This is a genomic window from Pseudomonas sp. PA-1-3F, from assembly GCF_021609665.1.
Classification (GTDB): Bacteria; Pseudomonadota; Gammaproteobacteria; order Pseudomonadales; family Pseudomonadaceae; genus Aquipseudomonas; species Aquipseudomonas paracarnis.
On record NZ_WJZD01000057.1, the window covers coordinates 1 to 19,151 of the forward strand.

At 60.5% G+C, this 19,151-nt stretch carries 19 protein-coding genes; 11 read left to right on the forward strand and 8 right to left on the reverse strand.

The annotated features are described in order from the left end of the window. Positions 1-323 precede the first annotated feature (323 nt). Positions 324-1,817 (reverse strand): CoA-acylating methylmalonate-semialdehyde dehydrogenase, encoded by a 1,494-nt coding sequence (locus GIV26_RS26240; RefSeq protein WP_014716778.1) that lies wholly within the window; start codon positions 1,815-1,817, stop codon positions 324-326. 39 nt (positions 1,818-1,856) lie between these two features. Further along, the gene (locus GIV26_RS26245) at positions 1,857-3,206 is read right to left on the reverse strand and encodes an aspartate aminotransferase family protein (RefSeq protein ID WP_054918734.1); all 1,350 of its coding nucleotides are present in this window, start codon (positions 3,204-3,206) and stop codon (positions 1,857-1,859) included. A gap of 126 nt (positions 3,207-3,332) precedes the next feature. Here GIV26_RS26245 and GIV26_RS26250 point away from each other — a divergent pair, with 126 nt between their 5' ends. The 6 genes from GIV26_RS26250 to GIV26_RS26275 all read left to right on the forward strand — a co-directional run bounded on the left by GIV26_RS26250 (position 3,333) and on the right by GIV26_RS26275 (position 9,390). Further along, complete coding sequence (locus tag GIV26_RS26250; RefSeq protein ID WP_034125912.1) at positions 3,333-4,253, forward strand: LysR family transcriptional regulator; 921 nt, start codon at positions 3,333-3,335, stop codon at positions 4,251-4,253. An 88-nt stretch (positions 4,254-4,341) separates the two neighbouring features. Then, a complete protein-coding gene (locus GIV26_RS26255) occupies positions 4,342-5,736 on the forward strand; it encodes a uracil-xanthine permease family protein (RefSeq protein ID WP_236282810.1) in 1,395 nt (464 codons plus the stop codon). 87 nt (positions 5,737-5,823) lie between these two features. Further along, entirely contained in the window at positions 5,824-6,483 is a 660-nt protein-coding gene (locus GIV26_RS26260) for a TetR/AcrR family transcriptional regulator (RefSeq protein ID WP_034125910.1), read from the forward strand. Positions 6,484-6,495: 12 nt separating this feature from the next. Next, the gene (locus tag GIV26_RS26265) at positions 6,496-7,077 is read left to right on the forward strand and encodes an IMPACT family protein (RefSeq protein WP_054918742.1); all 582 of its coding nucleotides are present in this window, start codon (positions 6,496-6,498) and stop codon (positions 7,075-7,077) included. Positions 7,078-7,133: 56 nt separating this feature from the next. Continuing rightward, positions 7,134-7,820 (forward strand): SDR family oxidoreductase, encoded by a 687-nt coding sequence (locus GIV26_RS26270; protein WP_054918743.1) that lies wholly within the window; start codon positions 7,134-7,136, stop codon positions 7,818-7,820. Between the two features lie 211 nt (positions 7,821-8,031). After that, the gene (locus tag GIV26_RS26275; RefSeq protein ID WP_236282812.1) at positions 8,032-9,390 is read left to right on the forward strand and encodes an 8-oxoguanine deaminase; all 1,359 of its coding nucleotides are present in this window, start codon (positions 8,032-8,034) and stop codon (positions 9,388-9,390) included. Positions 9,391-9,525: 135 nt separating this feature from the next. Here the strand turns inward: GIV26_RS26275 and GIV26_RS26280 are convergent, their stop codons facing one another. After that, a complete protein-coding gene (locus tag GIV26_RS26280) occupies positions 9,526-10,617 on the reverse strand; it encodes a calcium:proton antiporter (RefSeq protein WP_003188263.1) in 1,092 nt (363 codons plus the stop codon). 193 nt (positions 10,618-10,810) lie between these two features. Here GIV26_RS26280 and GIV26_RS26285 point away from each other — a divergent pair, with 193 nt between their 5' ends. Beyond that, on the forward strand, positions 10,811-11,764 hold the full coding sequence (locus GIV26_RS26285; protein ID WP_014716772.1) for an adenosine deaminase: 954 nt from the start codon (positions 10,811-10,813) through the stop codon (positions 11,762-11,764). 126 nt (positions 11,765-11,890) lie between these two features. Here GIV26_RS26285 and GIV26_RS26290 read toward each other — a convergent pair whose 3' ends face one another. The 3 genes from GIV26_RS26290 to GIV26_RS26300 form a co-directional block, all read right to left on the reverse strand. After that, the gene (locus GIV26_RS26290; RefSeq protein WP_236282814.1) at positions 11,891-13,261 is read right to left on the reverse strand and encodes an MFS transporter; all 1,371 of its coding nucleotides are present in this window, start codon (positions 13,259-13,261) and stop codon (positions 11,891-11,893) included. A 200-nt stretch (positions 13,262-13,461) separates the two neighbouring features. Then, positions 13,462-14,148 (reverse strand): ArsR/SmtB family transcription factor, encoded by a 687-nt coding sequence (locus GIV26_RS26295; protein WP_054896420.1) that lies wholly within the window; start codon positions 14,146-14,148, stop codon positions 13,462-13,464. A 134-nt stretch (positions 14,149-14,282) separates the two neighbouring features. Next, entirely contained in the window at positions 14,283-15,212 is a 930-nt protein-coding gene (locus GIV26_RS26300) for a LysR family transcriptional regulator (protein ID WP_236282816.1), read from the reverse strand. Between the two features lie 117 nt (positions 15,213-15,329). Between GIV26_RS26300 and GIV26_RS26305 the strand changes: the two genes are divergently transcribed. From GIV26_RS26305 to GIV26_RS26315, 3 genes are all read left to right on the forward strand, one after another. Then, the gene (locus GIV26_RS26305; protein ID WP_236282818.1) at positions 15,330-15,623 is read left to right on the forward strand and encodes a putative quinol monooxygenase; all 294 of its coding nucleotides are present in this window, start codon (positions 15,330-15,332) and stop codon (positions 15,621-15,623) included. A gap of 137 nt (positions 15,624-15,760) precedes the next feature. Next, complete coding sequence (locus tag GIV26_RS26310) at positions 15,761-16,774, forward strand: zinc-binding alcohol dehydrogenase family protein (protein WP_034125902.1); 1,014 nt, start codon at positions 15,761-15,763, stop codon at positions 16,772-16,774. Between the two features lie 146 nt (positions 16,775-16,920). Beyond that, positions 16,921-17,100, forward strand: a complete 180-nt coding sequence (locus GIV26_RS26315) for a hypothetical protein (RefSeq protein ID WP_014716767.1) — start codon at positions 16,921-16,923, stop codon at positions 17,098-17,100. An 8-nt stretch (positions 17,101-17,108) separates the two neighbouring features. On the opposite strand, the gene GIV26_RS26320 is transcribed toward GIV26_RS26315, so the two are convergent. Next, positions 17,109-18,302 carry a multidrug effflux MFS transporter gene (locus tag GIV26_RS26320; protein WP_060764619.1) on the reverse strand — a complete coding sequence of 398 codons (1,194 nt, stop codon included), beginning with the start codon at positions 18,300-18,302 and terminating at the stop codon, positions 17,109-17,111. 86 nt (positions 18,303-18,388) lie between these two features. After that, positions 18,389-18,586, reverse strand: a complete 198-nt coding sequence (locus GIV26_RS26325) for a heavy-metal-associated domain-containing protein (RefSeq protein ID WP_034125900.1) — start codon at positions 18,584-18,586, stop codon at positions 18,389-18,391. A 147-nt stretch (positions 18,587-18,733) separates the two neighbouring features. Here GIV26_RS26325 and GIV26_RS26330 point away from each other — a divergent pair, with 147 nt between their 5' ends. Then, the gene (locus GIV26_RS26330) at positions 18,734-19,114 is read left to right on the forward strand and encodes a hypothetical protein (protein ID WP_034125899.1); all 381 of its coding nucleotides are present in this window, start codon (positions 18,734-18,736) and stop codon (positions 19,112-19,114) included. The last annotated feature ends 37 nt before the right edge of the window (positions 19,115-19,151 follow it).

Below are 19,151 nucleotides of genomic sequence, written 5' to 3' on the forward strand. Positions count from 1 at the left end.
AGATTTCTTCAACAACTTCAACCACTTGCGCTTGCGATCTCTCGTAAGCGGGAGGCGAATTCTACAGCGTTACACGCCGCTGTCAACACCTCTTTTTCAACTTCCTTTTGGCTTCGATGAACTGAAGCAACTTGCTGTCGAAAACTGCGTAACTCATTGTTTACCAAGGAGTTTTCCGTTTCGACTGCGCCGGAAGTGGGGCGAATTATAGGCTTCCAGAATCTGCCGTCAACCTTCTTTTTCACATTTCTGTCATATAAGTCAAAAAAGCCCCAATAATGCAAAGGCCGGCCCCAAGGGGCCGGCCTTTTACCTACCGAGCCTTACAGGCTAGGGAAGGCGAATTGCGACGCTTCATGGCTGGCCCGTTGCGGCCAACGCTGGGTGATTGCCTTGCGACGGGTATAGAAACGCACCCCGTCCGGCCCATAGGCATGCAAGTCGCCAAACAGCGAACGCTTCCAGCCACCAAAGCTGTGATACGCAACCGGCACCGGCAGCGGCACGTTCACCCCCACCATGCCGACTTCAATCTCATCACAGAACAGGCGCGCCGCTTCACCGTCACGGGTGAAGATACAAGTACCGTTGCCGTATTCATGATCGTTGATCAGCTGCATCGCCGCTTCCAGGCTATCCACCCGCACTACGCACAGCACCGGCCCAAAGATCTCTTCTTTATAGATACGCATCTCAGGGGTGACACGGTCAAACAAGCTGCCACCGAGGAAAAAACCTTGCTCATGCCCTGCAACACTCAAGCCACGGCCGTCAACGACCAGCTCAGCCCCCGCCGACACACCGTCCTCTATATAGCCACTGACTTTATCCCGCGCCTGCCCCGTCACCAACGGGCCCATATCCAGGCCGCACGAAGTACCCGCCCCAATCTTCAACGCCTTGACCTGCGGCACGAGCTTGGCGATCAACGCATCCGCGACCTGGTCGCCCACGCACACAGCCACCGAGATCGCCATGCAACGCTCACCGCAGGAACCATAAGCCGCGCCCATCAGGGCACTCACAGCGTTATCCAGGTCTGCATCCGGCATCAGCACCGCGTGATTCTTCGCCCCACCCAGCGCCTGCACGCGCTTGCCGCGTTTGGTCGCTTCGGAATAGATGTACTCGGCAATCGGCGTCGAACCTACAAAGCTCAAGGCTTTGACTTCCGGAGCTTCGATCAATGCGTCCACCGCGCCCTTGTCGCCATGCACCACGCTGAGCACGCCTTTGGGCAGCCCGGCTTCCTGCAACAGCTGCGCGATCAACAGCGTCGAACTCGGGTCGCGCTCTGAAGGTTTAAGGATGAAACAGTTACCGCAGACAATCGCCAGCGGGTACATCCACAACGGCACCATCGCCGGGAAGTTGAACGGGGTGATACCCGCCACCACGCCCAACGGCTGGAAGTCCGACCACGCATCAATGTTCGGCCCTACGTTGCGGCTGTATTCACCCTTGAGAATCTCCGGCGCCGAGCACGCGTACTCCACGTTCTCAATCCCACGCTTGAGTTCACCCGCGGCGTCTTCCAGGGTCTTGCCATGTTCTTCGCTGATCAACTGCGAGATCCGTGCTTCGTTCTGCTCCAGCAGTTGCTTGAAACGAAACATCACTTGGGCACGCTTGGCCGGCGGCGTATTGCGCCAAGCCGGAAACGCCGCCTTGGCTGAGTCAATCGCCTGTTGAATGGTTTCACGACTGGCCAAAGGCACCTGGTGAATCACCTGTCCGGTAGACGGGTTATAGACGTCGGCACTACGACCGCTGTCGTTGACCAGTTCACCGTTGATCAAATGCTGGATAAGGCTCATGCAGGGCTCCTGAAAAATTGTTCTATATAGAAGGAGAAATCAGTCGATCTTGTTCAGCACTTCGCCGACCGCGTCAAACAGACGGTCCAGGTCCTGCGGCTTGCTGTTGAAGGTTGGCCCGAACTGCAGGGTGTCGCCGCCAAAACGCACATAGAAACCGGCCTTCCACAACGCCATGCCGGCCTCGAATGGACGCACGATGGCATCTCCATCACGTGGGGAAATCTGAATCGCACCGGCCAGGCCGTAGTTGCGAATGTCGATCACATTCTTGCTGCCCTTCAAACCGTGCAGCGCATTCTCAAAGTGCGGCGCGACTTCGGCTACGCTCTGCACCAGGTTTTCTTTCTGCAACAGGTCCAATGCCGCCAAGCCCGCCGCGCAAGCTACCGGGTGCGCCGAGTAGGTGTAGCCGTGGGGGAATTCCACTGCGTATTCCGGCGTCGCCTGGTTCATGAAGGTCTGGTAGATCTCGCTGCTGGCAATCACCGCGCCCATCGGAATCGCGCCGTTGGTGACTTGCTTGGCAATGCACATCAGGTCCGGGGTCACGCCGAAGCTGTCGGCACCGAACATCGAGCCGGTGCGGCCAAAGCCCGTGATCACTTCGTCGAACACCAACAGGATATTGTGCTGGTCGCAAATTTCGCGCAGACGCTTGAGATACCCCTGCGGTGGCACCAATACCCCAGCGGAACCGGCCATAGGCTCGACAAATACGGCCGCAATGTTCGACGCGTCATGCAGCTCGATCAACTTGAGCAACTCATCGGCCAGCGCGATGCCGCCCAGCTCCGGCATACCCCGGGAGAAAGCGTTGCTGGCCAGCAAGGTGTGAGGCAGATGGTCAACATCCATCATCGCCTGGCCAAACAGCTTACGGTTACCGTTCACACCGCCCAGGCTGGTACCGGCAATGTTAACGCCGTGGTAACCACGGGCGCGACCAATCATCTTGGTCTTCGTGGCCTGGCCTTTCAGGCGCCAGTAGGCCCGCACCATCTTCACCGCCGTATCGGCACATTCAGAGCCCGAATCGGTGAAGAACACATGATTCAGGTTGCCTGGGGTCAGGTCGGTGATTTTTTCCGCCAACTGGAAGGACAACGGATGACCGTACTGGAAGCCTGGAGAGTAGTCCAAGGTGCCCAATTGCTTGGCGACCGCTTCCTGGATTTCCTTGCGCGTATGCCCGGCGCCACAGGTCCAAAGGCCCGACAACGAATCATAGACCTTGCGCCCCTTGTCATCGGTCAACCAGCTACCTTCGGCGGCCACGATCAGGCGTGGATCGCGCTGGAAGTTGCGGTTGGCGGTGTAAGGCATCCAGTGCGCATCCAGCTTCAATTGGCTGGCCAGGGACGATGGGGCGTTTTCGGGCATGTTCATCAGCAAAACCTCGCAGGGCAAAAGGCAGCGTCGGGATTGAAAAAGCGTTGTTGCAGCTAAATTGCCACGGGGATAAAGTCGGTGAAATCCAACTCTTCTAACCTTCAGTCAGGACTTCACTAAACTATGAGCAGCCGTCGTCCCGACCCTTTGGCCCAAGTCAGTGACTTCGATATTCGCCTGCTGCGCATCTTTCGCAGCGTAGTGGAGTGCGGCGGCTTCTCGGCAGCGGAAACCGTTCTCGGCATCGGGCGCTCGGCCATCAGCCAGCAGATGAGCGACCTTGAGCAACGACTCGGGCTACGGCTCTGCCAACGCGGCCGCGCCGGTTTTTCCCTGACGGAAGAAGGCCGCGAGGTCTATCAATCTGCCCTGCAACTGCTGAGTGCCCTGGAAAGTTTTCGCACCGAGGTCAACGGCCTGCACCAACATTTGCGCGGCGAGTTGATCATTGGCCTCACCGATAACCTTGTCACTCTGCCCCATATGCGCATCACCCACGCATTGGCGCAGTTGAAAGAACGCGGCCCGGACGTGCAGATCCAGATCCGCATGATCGCCCCCAATGAAGTGGAGCAAGGCGTACTCGACGGTCGCCTGCACGTCGGTGTGGTGCCCCAGGCCAGCGCACTGTCGGGCCTGGAATACCAGCCGTTGTACAGCGAACGTTCCTTGCTCTATTGCGCGGTCGGCCACCCGCTGTTTTACGCCGACAACAAGCAACTCGACGACGAGCGCGTCGACAGCCAGGACGCCATCGCCCCCACCTTCCGCTTACCTGCGGAAATCCAGGCCCATTACCAGGCGCTCAACTGCACCGCCAGTGCGTCAGACCGTGAAGGCATGGCGTTCCTGATTCTCACCGGGCGTTATATCGGCTACCTGCCCGATCACTACGCCAGCCTGTGGGTACAACAAGGCCGACTGCGTGCGCTGAAACCGGCTACACGTTTTTACGATTTGAGCCTGGCATCGGTCACGCGCAAGGGCCGTCGCCCTCATTTGGTGCTGGAAAGTTTCCTGGAAAGCCTGGCCGCCACCCGCTGATTCGGGCCTCTCACAAAAAGCTGAGCACTTGGACAGCTTTTTGCAAGGACTCAAGGACCTTGAACCGTCCGCCTTGAGTTGACCCGCCATGCCCCCAGAATCCTCCAGCCCCAGCGACCTCATCTACGGCCTCAACGACCGGCCGAAACCACTGCCGGCTCTCCTCGCGGCGCTGCAACATGTATTGGCGGCGTTCGTCGGCATTATCACGCCGCCTCTGATTATTGGCTCCACCCTCGGCCTCACCGCCCACTTGCCCTACCTGATCAGTATGGCGTTGATGGTTTCCGGCGTAGGCACCTTCATCCAGGCACGCAGGCCGTTTGGTATCGGTGCCGGCATGATCTGCCTGCAAGGCACCAGCTTTGCGTTTCTCGGCGCGGTGTTGTCTGCAGGCTTTCTGGTGAAACAACGCGGCGGTAGCCCGGAAGACATTCTGGCGATGATTTTCGGCGTGTGCTTCTTCGGCGCGGCGGTACAGATTGTATTGAGCCGCTTTATCGGCCAGCTGCGCCGCGTGATCACACCGCTGGTGACCGGCATTGTGATTACGCTGATCGGCATCAGCCTGATCAAAGTGGGCATCACCGACCTCGGCGGCGGTTTCAATGCACCGGACTTCGGCGCCCCCGCCAACTTGGCGCTGGGCCTGTTCGTTGTACTGACGATCATCCTGCTCAACCGCTCGAACACGCCCTGGGTGCGCCTGTCGGCCATCATCATCGGCCTGGCCCTGGGCAGCCTCGCGGCGTGGTTCAGCGGTAAACTTGTTCCCCAGGCTTTGCCTGACCTGCCATTGGTCAGCCTGCCTACACCATTCCGCTTTGGTTTCAGCTTCGACTGGAGCGCCTTCCTGCCGATTGCGCTGATTTATCTGATCAGCAGCATCGAAACCGTCGGCGACCTCACCGCCAATTGCATGATTGCCCGCCAGCCTATCAGCGGCCCTTCTTATATAAGCCGGCTCAAGGGCGGCGTCCTCGGCGATGGGGTGAGCTGCATGATCGCCGCCACTTTCAGCGCTTTCCCCAACACCACGTTTGCGCAGAACAATGGTGTGATCCAGCTCACCGGCGTGGCCAGCCGTTACGTCGGTTTATACATCGGCGTGTTGCTGTTCTGTCTGGGCCTGTTTCCGCTGATTGGCGCCGTGCTGCAGCAAATCCCCAAGCCGGTGCTGGGCGGCGCGACCCTGGTGATGTTCGGCAGTGTGGCCGCGGCCGGCGTGCGCATTCTCGCCCAGGCACCGCTGGATCGACGCAGCATGCTGATTATCGCCACCTCGTTCGGTGTTGGCCTGGGTATCGCCGCGCAACCTAACCTGCTGCACCTGATGCCGACACTGGTGCAGAACCTGTTCGACTCCGCCATCACCAGCGGCGGTATCACCGCCATCCTCCTGTGCCTGTTACTGCCGGAGGCCAAGGCAAGTACCACCGCCGCAAACCACACCCCGGAACGCGACAGCCTGGAACCGCTTTGACGGTTTTATTGCATCAGGACTTGTCTGAGGCTTGAGGGTGGGTTATCTGTGCACACGTCGTCTCTATCGATCAGCACGGAAACCTCCATGAGCCTCGAAGTTCCTGCCCACAGCAACCACGGCGGTAAACCCGCCAGCCGCATTCGGCAAAAGAATGAACAAGCGATTCTCCAGGCTGCTGAAGATGAATTCGCGCGCCATGGCTACAAAGGCACCAGCATGAACACCATCGCTGCCAGCGCCGGGCTGCCCAAGGCCAACTTGCACTATTACTTCACCAACAAGCTGGGCCTGTACATCGCAGTGCTGAGCAACATCCTCGAACTCTGGGACAGCACCTTCAACGCGCTGACCGCCGAGGATGACCCAGCCGTGGCGCTCGCTCGTTACATCCGCACCAAGATGGAATTCTCGCGCCGCCAACCCCAAGCCTCGCGGATCTTCGCCATGGAGATCATCAGCGGTGGCGAATGCCTCACGGAATATTTCGGCCAGGACTATCGGGCCTGGTTCAGTGGCCGTGCCGCAGTGTTCCAGGCGTGGATCGACGCCGGCAAAATGGACCCCGTCGACCCCGTGCATCTGATCTTCCTGCTGTGGGGCAGCACCCAGCACTACGCTGACTTCGCCACCCAGATCTGCCGCGTCACCGGTCGCACCAAGCTGACCAAGCAGGACATGGAAGATGCCGGCACCAATCTGATCCATATCATTCTCAAAGGCTGCGGCATCAAGCCAGCCCTATAAACGAAGCGATTTATGTCTTTTACGCTCACCGGTTTTTGCGAGTTTCGTGAAGAAATACGCAAAAGCCGCTTTATCACCTTGGCGGCGCCGATTACCAGCCCGCAGGACGCCCAAGCGTTTTTCGAGCGACACAGCGACCTGAACGCCACGCACAACTGCTGGGCCTGGAAGCTGGGCGATCAATACCGCAGCAGCGATGACGGCGAACCCGGTGGCACCGCCGGGCGCCCGATCCTCGCGGCCATCGAGGCCCAGGGCTTTGATCAGGTGGCCGTATTGGTGATCCGCTGGTACGGCGGCATTCAACTGGGCACGGGTGGCTTGGCCCGTGCCTATGGCGGCGGGGCCAATAAATGCCTGCAAAATGCCGAGCGCATCGAGCTGATCAGCCGCGTACCTCTGAGCTGCGCCTGTGGCTTCTCCGAGCTGAACCTGGTGAAGCTGCGTGTCGCTGAACTCGGCGGGCTTGTGGTGGAAGAAACCTTCACCGCCAACGGCGTAGAGCTGCAACTCGCCCTGGGGGAGGCGCACATCGACACCCTGCAAACCCAGCTCGCCGACCTGAGCCGTGGGCGCATCCTGCTCGAACGCTGAAACTGCTACTGTTATGCGCTGAACTCCCTGAACCGCGATTTCAAAGGAAGCCTTTCATGTCTACGCCAAAAACCGCACTGATCATCGGCGCCTCGCGCGGGCTGGGCCTTGGCCTGGTCAAGCAACTGCTCCAGGACGGCTGGGGCGTGACCGCTACCGTGCGCGATCCGAACAAGGCAGATGCCCTGAAAGCCGCGGGGCCGGTGCAGATCGAGAAGTTGGATATGGACGACCAGCAAGCCGTGATCGCCCTGGCCCAACGCCTGAAAGACCGCACCTTCGACCTGCTGTTCGTCAACGCCGGCGTCAAGGGCCCGGCCAACCAGGAGCCCGGCCACGCGACCCTGGCGGAAGTCGGCCAGTTGTTCTTCACCAACGCCGTGGCGCCAATCAACCTGGCCCAGCGCTTTGTCGGGCAGATCCGCAAAGACACCGGCGTGCTGGCCTTCATGAGTTCGGTACTGGGCAGCGTGACCATTCCCGACGGCTCGGACCTGGCGCTGTACAAGGCCAGCAAGGCCGCCCTCAATTCGATGACCAATAGCTTTATCACGCAACTGGGCGAGCCCAAGCCGACGGTGCTGTCGTTGCATCCAGGTTGGGTGAAGACCGACATGGGCGGCGAAAATGCCCACATCGACGTCGAGACCAGCGTGCGCGGCCTGGTGGACCAGGTAAATGCCTACACCGGCAAAGGCGGCCATCACTTCGTCGACTACAAGGGCGACACCATCACCTGGTAACCCCCCCAACTGTAGGAGCGAGCTTGCTCGCGAAGAACGCCCAAGCACTGCGTTAAACCAGACTGCCCGCGTCATCATTGACGATTTTCGCGAGCAAGCTCGCTCCCACAGAGGTAAACTGCCCACCTCGCCCTCCCCGGCGACCCTGGATCAGCAGACAGGGCAACACTGAGCTGGCAAACCTGAACCCATCATTCAGAGGAGCCGGCCAATGCCTGCGACCCGTATCTGGTTAAAAAACCCCCTCGCGATATTCACTGCCAATGGCCTCGATGCCCGTGGCGGCCTGGTGCTGCAAGACGGTGTCATCACCGAAGTGCTGGCCCAAGGGCAGGCACCTGCACAACCCTGCGCGCAGGTGTTCGATGCCCACGAGCATGTGGTGCTGCCTGGGCTGATCAATACCCACCACCACTTCTATCAAACCCTGACCCGCGCCTGGGGCCCGGTGGTCAACCAGCCGCTGTTTCCCTGGCTGAAAACCCTGTACCCGGTATGGGCGCGGCTCACCCCGGAAAAGCTCGCCCTGGCCAGCAAAGTCGCCCTGGCCGAATTGCTGCTCTCGGGCTGCACCACGGCGGCCGATCACCACTACCTGTTCCCCGATGGTTTGGAAAACGCCATTGATGTGCAGGTAGGCAGCGTGCGTGAACTGGGGATGCGCGCCATGCTCACCCGCGGTTCCATGAGCCTGGGCGAAGCCGATGGCGGTCTGCCACCGCAGCAAACCGTGCAGCAAGGCCAGGTGATTCTCGAAGACAGCCAGCGCCTGATCCGCGAATATCACCAGCGCGGTGACGGTGCGCAGATCCAGATCGCCCTGGCGCCGTGCTCGCCGTTTTCCGTCACCCCCGAAATCATGCAAGCCAGCGCCGAGCTGGCCAACCAGCTGGACGTGCGCCTGCACACCCATTTGGCGGAAACCCTCGATGAGGAAGATTTCTGCCTGCAACGCTTCGGGCTGCGTACCGTGGATTACCTCGACAGCGTCGGCTGGCTCGGCCCACGCACCTGGCTGGCTCACGGCATTCACTTCAACCCGGACGAAATCGAGCGCCTGGGCGCAGCCGGCACCGGCATCTGCCATTGCCCAAGCTCGAATATGCGCCTGGCCTCCGGCATCTGCCCCACTCTGGACCTGCTCGCCGCCGGCGCCCCGATCGGCTTGGGCGTGGACGGCTCGGCCTCCAACGACGCTTCGAACATGATCCTTGAAGCCCGCCAGGCCCTGTACATCCAGCGCCTGCGCTACGGCGCGGAAAAGATCACCCCCGAAGGCGTATTGGGCTGGGCCACCAAGGGCTCGGCGCAGTTGCTGGGGCGCACAGACATTGGCGAGTTGGCCGTCGGCAAGCAGGCGGACCTGGCACTGTTCAAGCTCGATGAGCTGCGCTTCTCCGGCAGCCATGACCCCATTTCCGCACTGCTGCTGTGCGGCGCGGACCGGGCAGACCGAGTGATGATCGCGGGTCAATGGCGGGTGATTGATGGTCAAGTCGAAGGCCTGGACCTCAAGGGCTTGATCGCCGATCACAGCCAGGCCGCGCGCCATTTGATCGCGGGCACCTAAGCCAGGCGCCAATCAAAATGTGAGAGCGGGCTTGCTCGCGAAAGCGGTGTGTCAGTCAGTACATCTGTGACTGAACCACCGCATTCGCGAGCAAGCCCGCTGCCACATTGGGTCTGCGGCGCCTTTCAAATCGGGTTACAGCCCCAACAGCGACAGCATGATAAAGGTCGCAAACAACACAAAATGCGTCATCCCTTCTATCGCATTGGTTTCACCATCGTTGAGGTTGATCGCGCTGACGATCAGCGTGATAAACACCATAACCGTTTGCACCGGCGTCATCGCCATCTGGAACGGCTGCCCGGTGTAGAGCGCCATGGCTTCCATCACCGGCACCGTCAGGATCACCGTGGACAACGAAGCCCCCAACGCGATGTTGACCACCGATTGCATGCGGTTGGCCAACGCGGCGCGCAATGCCGTGAGGATTTCCGGAGCGGCCGAGATAGCCGCCACCACAATCGCGGTAATCACTGGTGGTGCGCCTGTGCCTTCCAGGCCCAGGTCGAGGGTCTTGGACATCACCTCGGCCAGCGCGCCAATCACGATCACCCCAAACACCAGGGTCGCAATGGAAAACGTCAGGCTGACAGACGGCGCGTGCTCGTCTTCCGGCTGTTTCTTACGGCGTTTCTCCGGGTAGCTGTAGCTGAAGAAATAACTGTGCGGCCCCACCTGCATGCGCAGGAACAAGGTGTAAAGCACCACCATCGCGCCAATGGTGAAAGCCGAGTAAATTTTCCAGTCCGCTTCGGGGATAAATTCCGGTACCACCATCGACACCCCCATGGCGGTAAGAATCATCACACTGTAGGTGCGCGCCGAGTCATCGTTGTAGGACTGTTCGCCATGCTTGATGCCGCCCATCAGCGCGGCCAGGCCGAGGATACCGTTGATATCGAGCATCACCGCTGAGTAGATGGTGTCGCGCACCAGGGTGGGCGATGGCTCGTTACTCATCATGATCGCCAGGATCACCACTTCCACCAATACCGCGGCGAGGGTCAGGATCATGGTGCCGTAGGGGTCGCCGACTTTTTCCGCCAACTGTTCGGCGTGATGGGCCACGCGCATCGACGCCATCACGATAAACGCGATCAGCGCAAAGCCGGCCAGCAACGCAACCAGTTGGCCGCTGTGGAGCATCCAGTGCTCCAGCGGGTAGGCGGCGATGGCGGCAATCAGCGCCAGCAGCATGAATTTTTCTTGCTTGAGGGATGTGAGCATTCCGGGCCTTTTCGTACAGCGAATCAGTCATTGATGGGGTACAGACTGCGCCGAGCCGCTAACGTTTCGTTACACCTTAGTTCAGGCCGCCCTTGCGTGAGTGACAGAAATACTCTCCTGCTGGTCAGGTTTTGCCGATTATTTCAGCCATGGCCTGTAGAATGCCGCCATTGCACCTGATGAGATTTTAAAAATGTACGATTGGCTCAACGCCCTGCCCAAGGCTGAATTGCACCTGCACCTGGAAGGCTCGCTGGAGCCTGAGTTGCTGTTCGCCCTGGCCGAGCGCAACAAGATTGCGCTGCCATGGAACGACGTCGAAACCCTGCGCAAAGCCTACGCCTTCAACAACCTGCAAGAGTTTCTCGACCTGTATTACAAGGGCGCCGATGTGCTGCGCACGTCCCAGGACTTCTACGACCTGACCTGGGCTTACCTGCTGCGCTGCAAAGCCCAGAACGTGATCCACACCGAACCCTTCTTCGACCCGCAAACCCACACCGACCGTGGCGTGCCGTTCGAAGTGGTGCTCAACGGCATCGCCGCTGCGCTTAAAGACGGCGAGCAGCAACTGGGCATCACCAGCGGTTTGATCCTCAGCTTCCTGCGCCACCTGAGCGAAGACGAAGCGCAGAAAACCCTCGACCAGGCGCTGCCGTTCCGTGACGCGTTCGTGGCCGTGGGCCTGGACAGCTCGGAAATGGGCCACCCACCGAGCAAGTTCCAGCGCGTGTTCGACCGTGCCCGTCACGAAGGCTTCCTGACCGTGGCCCACGCCGGTGAAGAAGGCCCGCCCGAGTACATCTGGGAAGCCATCGACCTGCTGAAAATCCAGCGCATCGACCACGGCGTGCGAGCCATTGAAGATGAACGCCTGATGCAGCGCATCATCGACGAACAGATCCCGCTGACGGTATGCCCGCTGTCCAACACCAAGCTCTGCGTGTTCGACGACATGGCCCAGCACAACATCCTCGACATGCTCGAGCGTGGTGTAAAAGTCACCGTGAACTCGGACGACCCTGCCTATTTCGGCGGTTATGTCACCGAGAACTTCCACGCGCTGCACACCTCCCTGGGCATGACCCAGGACCAGGCCAAACGCCTGGCGCAGAACAGCCTGGATGCGCGGCTCGTGAAACCGTAACTGAATAGACTTGGACTCAACCTGTGGGAGCTGGCTTGCCTGCGATAGCGGTGTATCAGCCAGCCTCTTATTGCCTGACCTACCGCTATCGCGGGCAAGCCCGGCTCCCACATGGCCCCATCAGCTTCAAGCCTGGGTGAGTTCTTCCAGGGTCTTGCCCTTGGTCTCCATCCCGAACAGCCACACCACCAGCGCCGCCACCGCAAAGCACAGCGCGCCCAAGGCAAATACCCCGCCCTGCCCGGTTATCGGGAACACCAACCCGGTCACCAACGGCCCCAGCAACGAACCAACCCGCCCAATCGCCGACGCAAACCCCGAGCCGGTTGCACGTGCCGAGGTGGGATACAACTCCGGCGTGTAGGTGTACAGCACCGCCCACATGCCAAACAGGAAGAACTGCATCAACAACCCCGAGGTGATCAGCAGGCCCACGTTGCCGCCAAACACTGCGCTCTGCCCATACAGAAACGCCATCACCCCGCCGCCCAGCAGGGTCACCACGCACACAGGCTTGCGTCCCCAGCGCTCCACCAACCACGCGGCCATCAAAAAGCCTGGGATTCCGCCCAGGGAAATGATCACCGTGTAATACACCGACTGAGTCACGGCAAAACCCGATTGCTGCAACAACGCGCTCAACCACGACGTCAGCCCGTAGAACCCAAGCAGGGCGAAGAACCACACACTCCAGATCATCATCGTGCGTTGGCGGTACTGCGCCGACCACAGCTGCTGGAACGCGGAGAAAAACGTCCCCGGCGCACTCTCGATCCGTGGCAGGGCAATTGGCTCCGGCAAGTCGGCGCGGCCCAGGGAATCGCGCACCTTCTGCTCGATGCCAAGCAAGACCTTGTCCGCCGCCTCATGGCGCCCAGCCTGTTCCAGCCAACGCGGCGACTCCGGGATAAAGAAGCGGATGGCCAGCACGAACACCGCCGGTACCGCCAGCACCAGGAAGATGTCGCGCCAGCCAATCACCGGCAACAAGAAGTAAGACAGTACGCCCGCAGCCACAAAGCCCAACGGCCAGAAACCATCCATCAAGGCGATATAGCGCCCGCGTCTTTTGGCGGGGATCAGCTCCGACAGCATCGACTGGGCAATGGGAAACTCCATGCCCATGCCAATGCCCAGCAGGATCCGAAACAACGTCAGCGTCTCCACCGTCTGGGCCGTGGAACACAAGTAGCTCGCCACCCCCCAGAGGACGATGCTCCACTGAAACACCGGTTTGCGACCGAAGCGATCAGCAAGCATCCCGGACAGCGAAGCGCCCACCACCATGCCGAAAAAACTCGAACTGGCCAGCAACCCGGCCTGGGCCGTGCTCAGGCCAAACTCGGTTTTGATCGAGCCCAACAGGAAGGTCATCATCGCCAGGTCCATGGAGTCAAAGAAAAACGCCAGGGCGATGATGATGAAAATGATTCGGTGGTAACCGCTGATGGGCAACCGTTCCAGGCGTTCCGCCGCGCTATAACCCTGCCTACCCATGCCACACCCCTCGTATGAAAAATCCCCCTTGCGAGTGTGCGGCATCGTTTGCGCCGGCTATTGCTGGATGCGACCTGACGACAGCTGAGAACGACGCCAGCGCCTGTAGGAGCGAGCTCGCTCGCGAAGATCGTCAACGATAACGCGGGGTTTCTGGATAAAACGCGGCGCACTCGAGTTTTTCGCGAGCAAGCTCGCTCCTACAGTTTGGCGATGCGGGCTATGTGCTCAAGTCCCACATCAGTAACAGACAAGGCCCGTGACTCGTTGATCACGCTGATCCAGTTCGCCTGCAGAAACAGTTGCATCAAGCCCGCCCCCAACGCACCGCCCAGGTGGGGTTGCTGCTGGCTCCAGTCGAAACAGTCGCAGGCCAGCGGCGATGCCAATGCCTGGGTAAAAATGCCCAACTGCGCCAACGCCTGCACGCCATTGGGCGTCACCTCTGTACGCGGCTCATGGCGCTCGATCCACCCGGCCTCAAGCATCCGTTGATACAACTGCGCTGCCAGCTCGCCGCCGAGGTGTCCATGGCACCAGCGGGCACGGCGCAGCAATGGCGGTGCGCGCAGCGCCGTTGGCAAAACATCAGGTGTGCTGCGGGCCGCGCTGGCCATAGTGGTGCTGGCCAGCGCATCAATGGCGGCACTGACATCGGCCGCCGCTACACGAAACAGGCGCTGGCCCCGCCGCGCCTCGATCCGCAACAGGCCGCTGCCGGACAGCCGCGCCAAATGTGCATTGGCTGACGCCGGCGACAGCCCGGCCAGCGTCGCCAGTTCTTCGGAAGTCTTCGCCGAACCGTCCATCAAGGCCCAGAGCATGGCCGTGCGTTTAGGCTCGGCGAGCAAGCTGGCGATCTGACTGATGCAAGGTGCTGCTCCCATGTATTCACTCCCTGTTAAACCATTTTTCTGCTGCGGTTGACGCCCAAGTATAGGTGCGCAGGCAGGAGGTTCCCCGGTGTCTGACGGTGCAAATCAGGACAAGATATGAGTGAAACTTCCGAGCGTGGCGCAGGCTATTGACGAGAAGCCATTCGTCCCGGTCGCTGGGCCGTCAATGTCGCACAACGGGACACGAGCATGTCCCGCAGCAGATTGATGGGTTTACTCAATTGCGCACGGTGGGCGCACAGCAGGTTGAGCGGGGTGCGCTCGCCCTGCAGTTCCGGCAGGATCAGACGCAAGCGCCCGGCCAGCACATCGGTGCTCACATCCAGCCAGGACTTGTAGGCGATGCCCATGCCCGCCACCGCCCAGCGGCGCACCACATCGGCGTCATCGCTGAAGCGATCGCCGCTGACCGTCAGGCCCACATGGCGCTTGCCATCGTAAAAACCCCAGTGGTCGTGGACGCGGCTGCCGAGCATGTACAGCAGGCAATTGTGCTGGGCCAATTGCTCCAGATGGCGCGGCTCGCCATGCCGGGCGAGGTAACTGGGGGCGGCGCAGAGTACGCGGACATTGTCCGGGGCAATGGGCCGCGCAATCAGGCTGGAGTCTTCGGGTTCGCCGTAACGCAGGGCAATGTCCACGGGCTGGCGGAACAGGTCGGCGATGCGATCACCGAGCAACAGGCGCACGTTCAGTTGCGGATGCTCCTGCTGGAACGCATCCAGCCACGGCAACAGCTGGTTGCGACCGAAATCCGAGGGCGCCGACAATTGCAGCACACCACTGACATGATCCTGGCCACTGGCCAATAGGCGCCGCCCTTCATCCAGCGCGCTCAGTGACGCCCGCGCGTACGCAAGGAAGCCCTCGCCTTCGGCTGTCAGGCGCAGGCTGCGGGTGGAGCGCGCCAGCAAGCGCGTACCCAGTTGCTGTTCGATACGCTTGAGCGCGGCACTGGCCACCGCCGGGGACAGGTCCATGACCCGCGCTGCGGCCGACAGGCTGCCCAAGTCCGCCGCTCGCACAAACAACTGCAAATCATCAAAACGCAGCATGCATTTCCGCTCATTATCAATATTTGGTTGAAACAGCCTGCTGTTTTAGCCGCTTTTATCGGCGTGGGAAATAGCCAATCATCTGTCCATCCCGTTAGCCCGTGCCCGGAGTCGACTATGCCCACTGCTTTTAATGTCATCGCCACGCTGACCGCCAAACCCGGCCAGCACGCCACCCTGGAAACCCTGCTGCGCGGCCTGCTGGAACCGACCCGCCTGGAAGCCGGTTGCGAGCAGTACGACCTGCACCAGGACCTGCAACACCCCGAGACCTTCTACATGCTCGAGCGCTGGAGCGACGACGCTGCACTGGCCGACCACGACCAGAGCGCGCATATCCAGAGCTTTCGCGCCAAGGCCGCCGATGTGATCGAACACTTCGAACTCAAGCGCCTGAAATTTCTCGCCTGATCCCGCCTTTTTTGTAGGAACGAGCGTGCTCGCGAAAACCCCAACGACGAGGCGCGAAACCAGAAACACCGCGTCATCGTTAACGATCTTCGCGAGCAAGCTCGCTCCTACCTTGACCGTATTCACTTGGAGTCATCATGAAAGCCATCGCCTACTACGCCTCACTGCCGATCACCGATCCAGAATCCCTGCAAGACATCGAACTACCAGCCCCCGTGGCCGGCCCCCGTGACCTGTTGGTGGAAGTCAAAGCCATCTCGGTCAACCCGGTGGACACCAAGGTGCGCCAGAACGTCGCCCCGGAAAATGGCGCCGCCAAGGTGCTGGGTTGGGACGTGGCGGGTGTGGTCAAGGCGGTCGGCAGTGACGTGACGTTGTTCAAGGCCGGCGACAAGGTGTACTACGCCGGTTCCCTGGTACGCCCAGGCGGCAACAGCGAATTGCACACAGTTGATGAGCGCATCGTCGGCCATATGCCCCAAAGCCTGGGGTTTGCCGAAGCGGCCGCATTGCCGTTGACCGCTATCACTGCGTGGGAGCTGTTGTTCGAACGTTTGCAGGTGACTGAAGGCAAAGACGATCAAGGCCAGAGCCTGCTGATCGTCGGCGCTGCCGGTGGTGTGGGGTCGATCCTGACTCAGTTGGCCAACCAGCTCACCGCGTTGAAGGTCATCGGCACCGCCTCGCGCCCCGAGACTCACGCATGGGCCAAGGCCTTGGGAGCACACGTGGTGATCGACCACAGCCAGCCGCTGAGCGAAGTGTTGAAACAGGCCGGGCACGGGCAAGTGACCCACGTCGCCAGCCTGACCCAGACCGAGCAACACCTGGACCAACTGGTCGAAGCACTGCAACCCCAAGGCAAGCTGGCGTTGATCGACGATCCCAAGGCCCTGGATGTGAGCAAGCTCAAGCGCAAGAGCCTGTCGCTGCACTGGGAGTTCATGTACACCCGTTCGATGTTCGAAACGCCAGACATGATCGAGCAGCACAACCTGCTCAACCGCGTGGCCGAACTGATCGACGCCGGCACCCTGAAAACCACGGTAGGCGAGCACTTCGGTGTGATCAATGCAGCAAACCTGCGCCGCGCCCACGCCCTGCTGGAAAGCGGCAAGGCCAAGGGCAAGATTGTGCTGGAAGGGTTCTGACAAAACGGCTGTCAGTGTCGTCTGTTATCCACGTAGGTAACGGACGACACCATTAGTCCGAGAGTTGATCCTTGTCATATTTATGCGCCCGTTCAGGTTTATATTGGCCGCCTTTGCCACGATTCTTTTACGTGAGGAAGTCAGCAATGAAAATCCTGATAAAAGCGTTAGCAAAATCCCCAGGCAGCCAATGGCAAGTTCGTCTCGACGGCGAGGCCATCACCTTTCGCAGTGAAGCCGAGGCCCGCGCCTTCGCCGACACGCTGCAGGCCCGGATCCAGGCGCCCCATCGCTTCCCTCTCAACCAGCAACGTTCCGCTGGCTAAACCGAACTTCAGACCTTCGCCTGTACGGCCCTTGCCCGTTGCAGGCGCTGGGTCGCCATGGCAATGGTCACCGCCAGCACCCCGCAGAGGCTGATGACCATGGCCATCGGCATCGCCGTGCCGTCGTGCAACACACCAACCAACGACGCCGCCCCTGCAGCCACACCGAACTGAATGCAACCGAGCAACGCCGATGCGCTGCCGGCCCGAGCCCCCTGCCCGCTCATGGCACAGGCCGAGGTATTCGGCAAAATACAGCCCAGACTGGCGATACAGATAAACAGCGGCACCAACAACGGCCATAGCGCTTCAGTGCGCAACGCGGCAATTCCCAACAGCGTCAACGCCGCCGCCACGTACACCCACACGGTACGCGACAACAAAAACGCCGGGCCGCGCTTGGCGAGCAATCTTGCGTTCAGTTGCGCCACCAGGATAAAGCCCGCGGCGTTGGAGCCGAACAACCAGCCGTAATGCTCGGCCGGTACGCCATAGAGCTTGATAAACACGAAGGGGGAACCGGCGATGTAGGCAAACATTCCGGCAATCGAGATACCGCCGGTCAAGGCATAGCCCAGGTACACCCGGTCTGACAGTAGCGAGCCGTAGCGGCGCAACGAGCCCGACAACGGCTGACGCGGCTGATCGGCCGGGAAGGTTTCCGGCAACCCGACCGCCACGGCGATGGCCGCCATCACGCTGAACAACGACAACGCCAGGAAAATCGACTGCCAGCCCCACACGCCGACCATCAGGCCACCGGCCAACGGCGCCAGGATCGGGGCCAGGCCGGTCACCAGCATCAGTTGCGAATACACCTTGGCCGAACCCACGGCATCGCATTTGTCACTGACCACCGCCCGGGAAATCACCATGCCCGCACACCCGCCAAGGGCCTGCACGAAGCGTGCACCGATCAGCCATTCCAGGGACGGCGCATACGCACAAGCGAAAGACGCGAGGGTAAACAGGGTGACGCCGCTGAGCAGCGGCACGCGCCGGCCAAAGCGGTCGGCCAGCGGCCCGTAGATCAATTGGCCAATAGCCAGGCCCGCGAAATACACCGCCAGGGTCAGCTGGATATGTTTTTCGTCAGTGGCGAAGGCCGAGGCCATTGCCGGAAATCCCGGCAGGTAAAAGTCGATCGCCAACGGCGCGAAGGCGCTCAAGGCGCCCAGAATCAGGATTATGCGAAGGTTCATCAGACACCCAAGTGAGTCGGCAGCTCGACAGTCTAGCCGCGCTTGGGTGCCATGAACATTACGTTAGGTGGCTAACGATCAGAAAATCACGCCAACTTGACGCTGTAGCCTTCCTCGGCAATCAGGCCGATCACTTGGTCAGAGGACAGACTGCTTGCCACCCGCACTTCTTTAGCCTTCAAGTCGACCTCCACACTTGCTGCCGAATCCTGGCTCTGTACCGCCTGGGTCACCGCTTTAACGCAATGGCCGCAGGTCATTCCTTCAACGCTGAATATTTGCATGACATGACTCCTTTGATGAGGTTGAGCCCAGTGTCGAGCTTGCCATGATGGCAAGGTCAAGTTCTCAGTATTTCTGCCGGGCTGGTATTCGGCGGCGGCGTCGTCCAAGCTTCAACCTCCCTAGCTGTGAACCATGGAGCATTCGCCATGCGCTGGTCGTTTTTTGCCCTTGCCGGCCTGATGAGCTTGCCTGCCGCTGCGCCCCAGGCCCTGGCAGCTGAAGATTATGCGGTGCTGATTATTTCCCGCGAACGCCTGGAAGTGCCGACCCACTGCGAGATCGGCCTGTATATCCAGGACCAACTGGCCGGGCGTCTGTTCCAGGAACAGGCCACCTCCTTCAACCTTCCCCCCGGCGATGTGTCGCTGCGCCTGAAAGTGTTGCCGAGTCAGGCCCCCGGCTGTCTGCCAGGCATGCTCGCGCCTCCCGCGCAGAACATCACCTTGAAAGCCGGGGATGTACGCAAATTACGCATTGCACTGGGCCCGGACGGTATGTACCTCAAAGCGGCGAAACTGGAATACTGAGTAACCCCACGATCGTTCCCACGCTCTGCGTGAGAAC

What these genes read in the sequence shown, in the direction of transcription:
- GIV26_RS26240 (WP_014716778.1), bottom strand. Translation starts at nt 1,817, where the DNA reads ATGAGCCTTATCCAGCATTTGATCAACGGTGAACTGGTCAACGACAGC.
- GIV26_RS26245 (WP_054918734.1), bottom strand. Translation starts at nt 3,206, where the DNA reads ATGAACATGCCCGAAAACGCCCCATCGTCCCTGGCCAGCCAATTGAAG.
- GIV26_RS26250 (WP_034125912.1), top strand. Translation starts at nt 3,333, where the DNA reads ATGAGCAGCCGTCGTCCCGACCCTTTGGCCCAAGTCAGTGACTTCGAT.
- GIV26_RS26255 (WP_236282810.1), top strand. Translation starts at nt 4,342, where the DNA reads ATGCCCCCAGAATCCTCCAGCCCCAGCGACCTCATCTACGGCCTCAAC.
- GIV26_RS26260 (WP_034125910.1), top strand. Translation starts at nt 5,824, where the DNA reads ATGAGCCTCGAAGTTCCTGCCCACAGCAACCACGGCGGTAAACCCGCC.
- GIV26_RS26265 (WP_054918742.1), top strand. Translation starts at nt 6,496, where the DNA reads ATGTCTTTTACGCTCACCGGTTTTTGCGAGTTTCGTGAAGAAATACGC.
- GIV26_RS26270 (WP_054918743.1), top strand. Translation starts at nt 7,134, where the DNA reads ATGTCTACGCCAAAAACCGCACTGATCATCGGCGCCTCGCGCGGGCTG.
- GIV26_RS26275 (WP_236282812.1), top strand. Translation starts at nt 8,032, where the DNA reads ATGCCTGCGACCCGTATCTGGTTAAAAAACCCCCTCGCGATATTCACT.
- GIV26_RS26280 (WP_003188263.1), bottom strand. Translation starts at nt 10,617, where the DNA reads ATGCTCACATCCCTCAAGCAAGAAAAATTCATGCTGCTGGCGCTGATT.
- GIV26_RS26285 (WP_014716772.1), top strand. Translation starts at nt 10,811, where the DNA reads ATGTACGATTGGCTCAACGCCCTGCCCAAGGCTGAATTGCACCTGCAC.
- GIV26_RS26290 (WP_236282814.1), bottom strand. Translation starts at nt 13,261, where the DNA reads ATGGGTAGGCAGGGTTATAGCGCGGCGGAACGCCTGGAACGGTTGCCC.
- GIV26_RS26295 (WP_054896420.1), bottom strand. Translation starts at nt 14,148, where the DNA reads ATGGGAGCAGCACCTTGCATCAGTCAGATCGCCAGCTTGCTCGCCGAG.
- GIV26_RS26300 (WP_236282816.1), bottom strand. Translation starts at nt 15,212, where the DNA reads ATGCTGCGTTTTGATGATTTGCAGTTGTTTGTGCGAGCGGCGGACTTG.
- GIV26_RS26305 (WP_236282818.1), top strand. Translation starts at nt 15,330, where the DNA reads ATGCCCACTGCTTTTAATGTCATCGCCACGCTGACCGCCAAACCCGGC.
- GIV26_RS26310 (WP_034125902.1), top strand. Translation starts at nt 15,761, where the DNA reads ATGAAAGCCATCGCCTACTACGCCTCACTGCCGATCACCGATCCAGAA.
- GIV26_RS26315 (WP_014716767.1), top strand. Translation starts at nt 16,921, where the DNA reads ATGAAAATCCTGATAAAAGCGTTAGCAAAATCCCCAGGCAGCCAATGG.
- GIV26_RS26320 (WP_060764619.1), bottom strand. Translation starts at nt 18,302, where the DNA reads ATGAACCTTCGCATAATCCTGATTCTGGGCGCCTTGAGCGCCTTCGCG.
- GIV26_RS26325 (WP_034125900.1), bottom strand. Translation starts at nt 18,586, where the DNA reads ATGCAAATATTCAGCGTTGAAGGAATGACCTGCGGCCATTGCGTTAAA.
- GIV26_RS26330 (WP_034125899.1), top strand. Translation starts at nt 18,734, where the DNA reads ATGCGCTGGTCGTTTTTTGCCCTTGCCGGCCTGATGAGCTTGCCTGCC.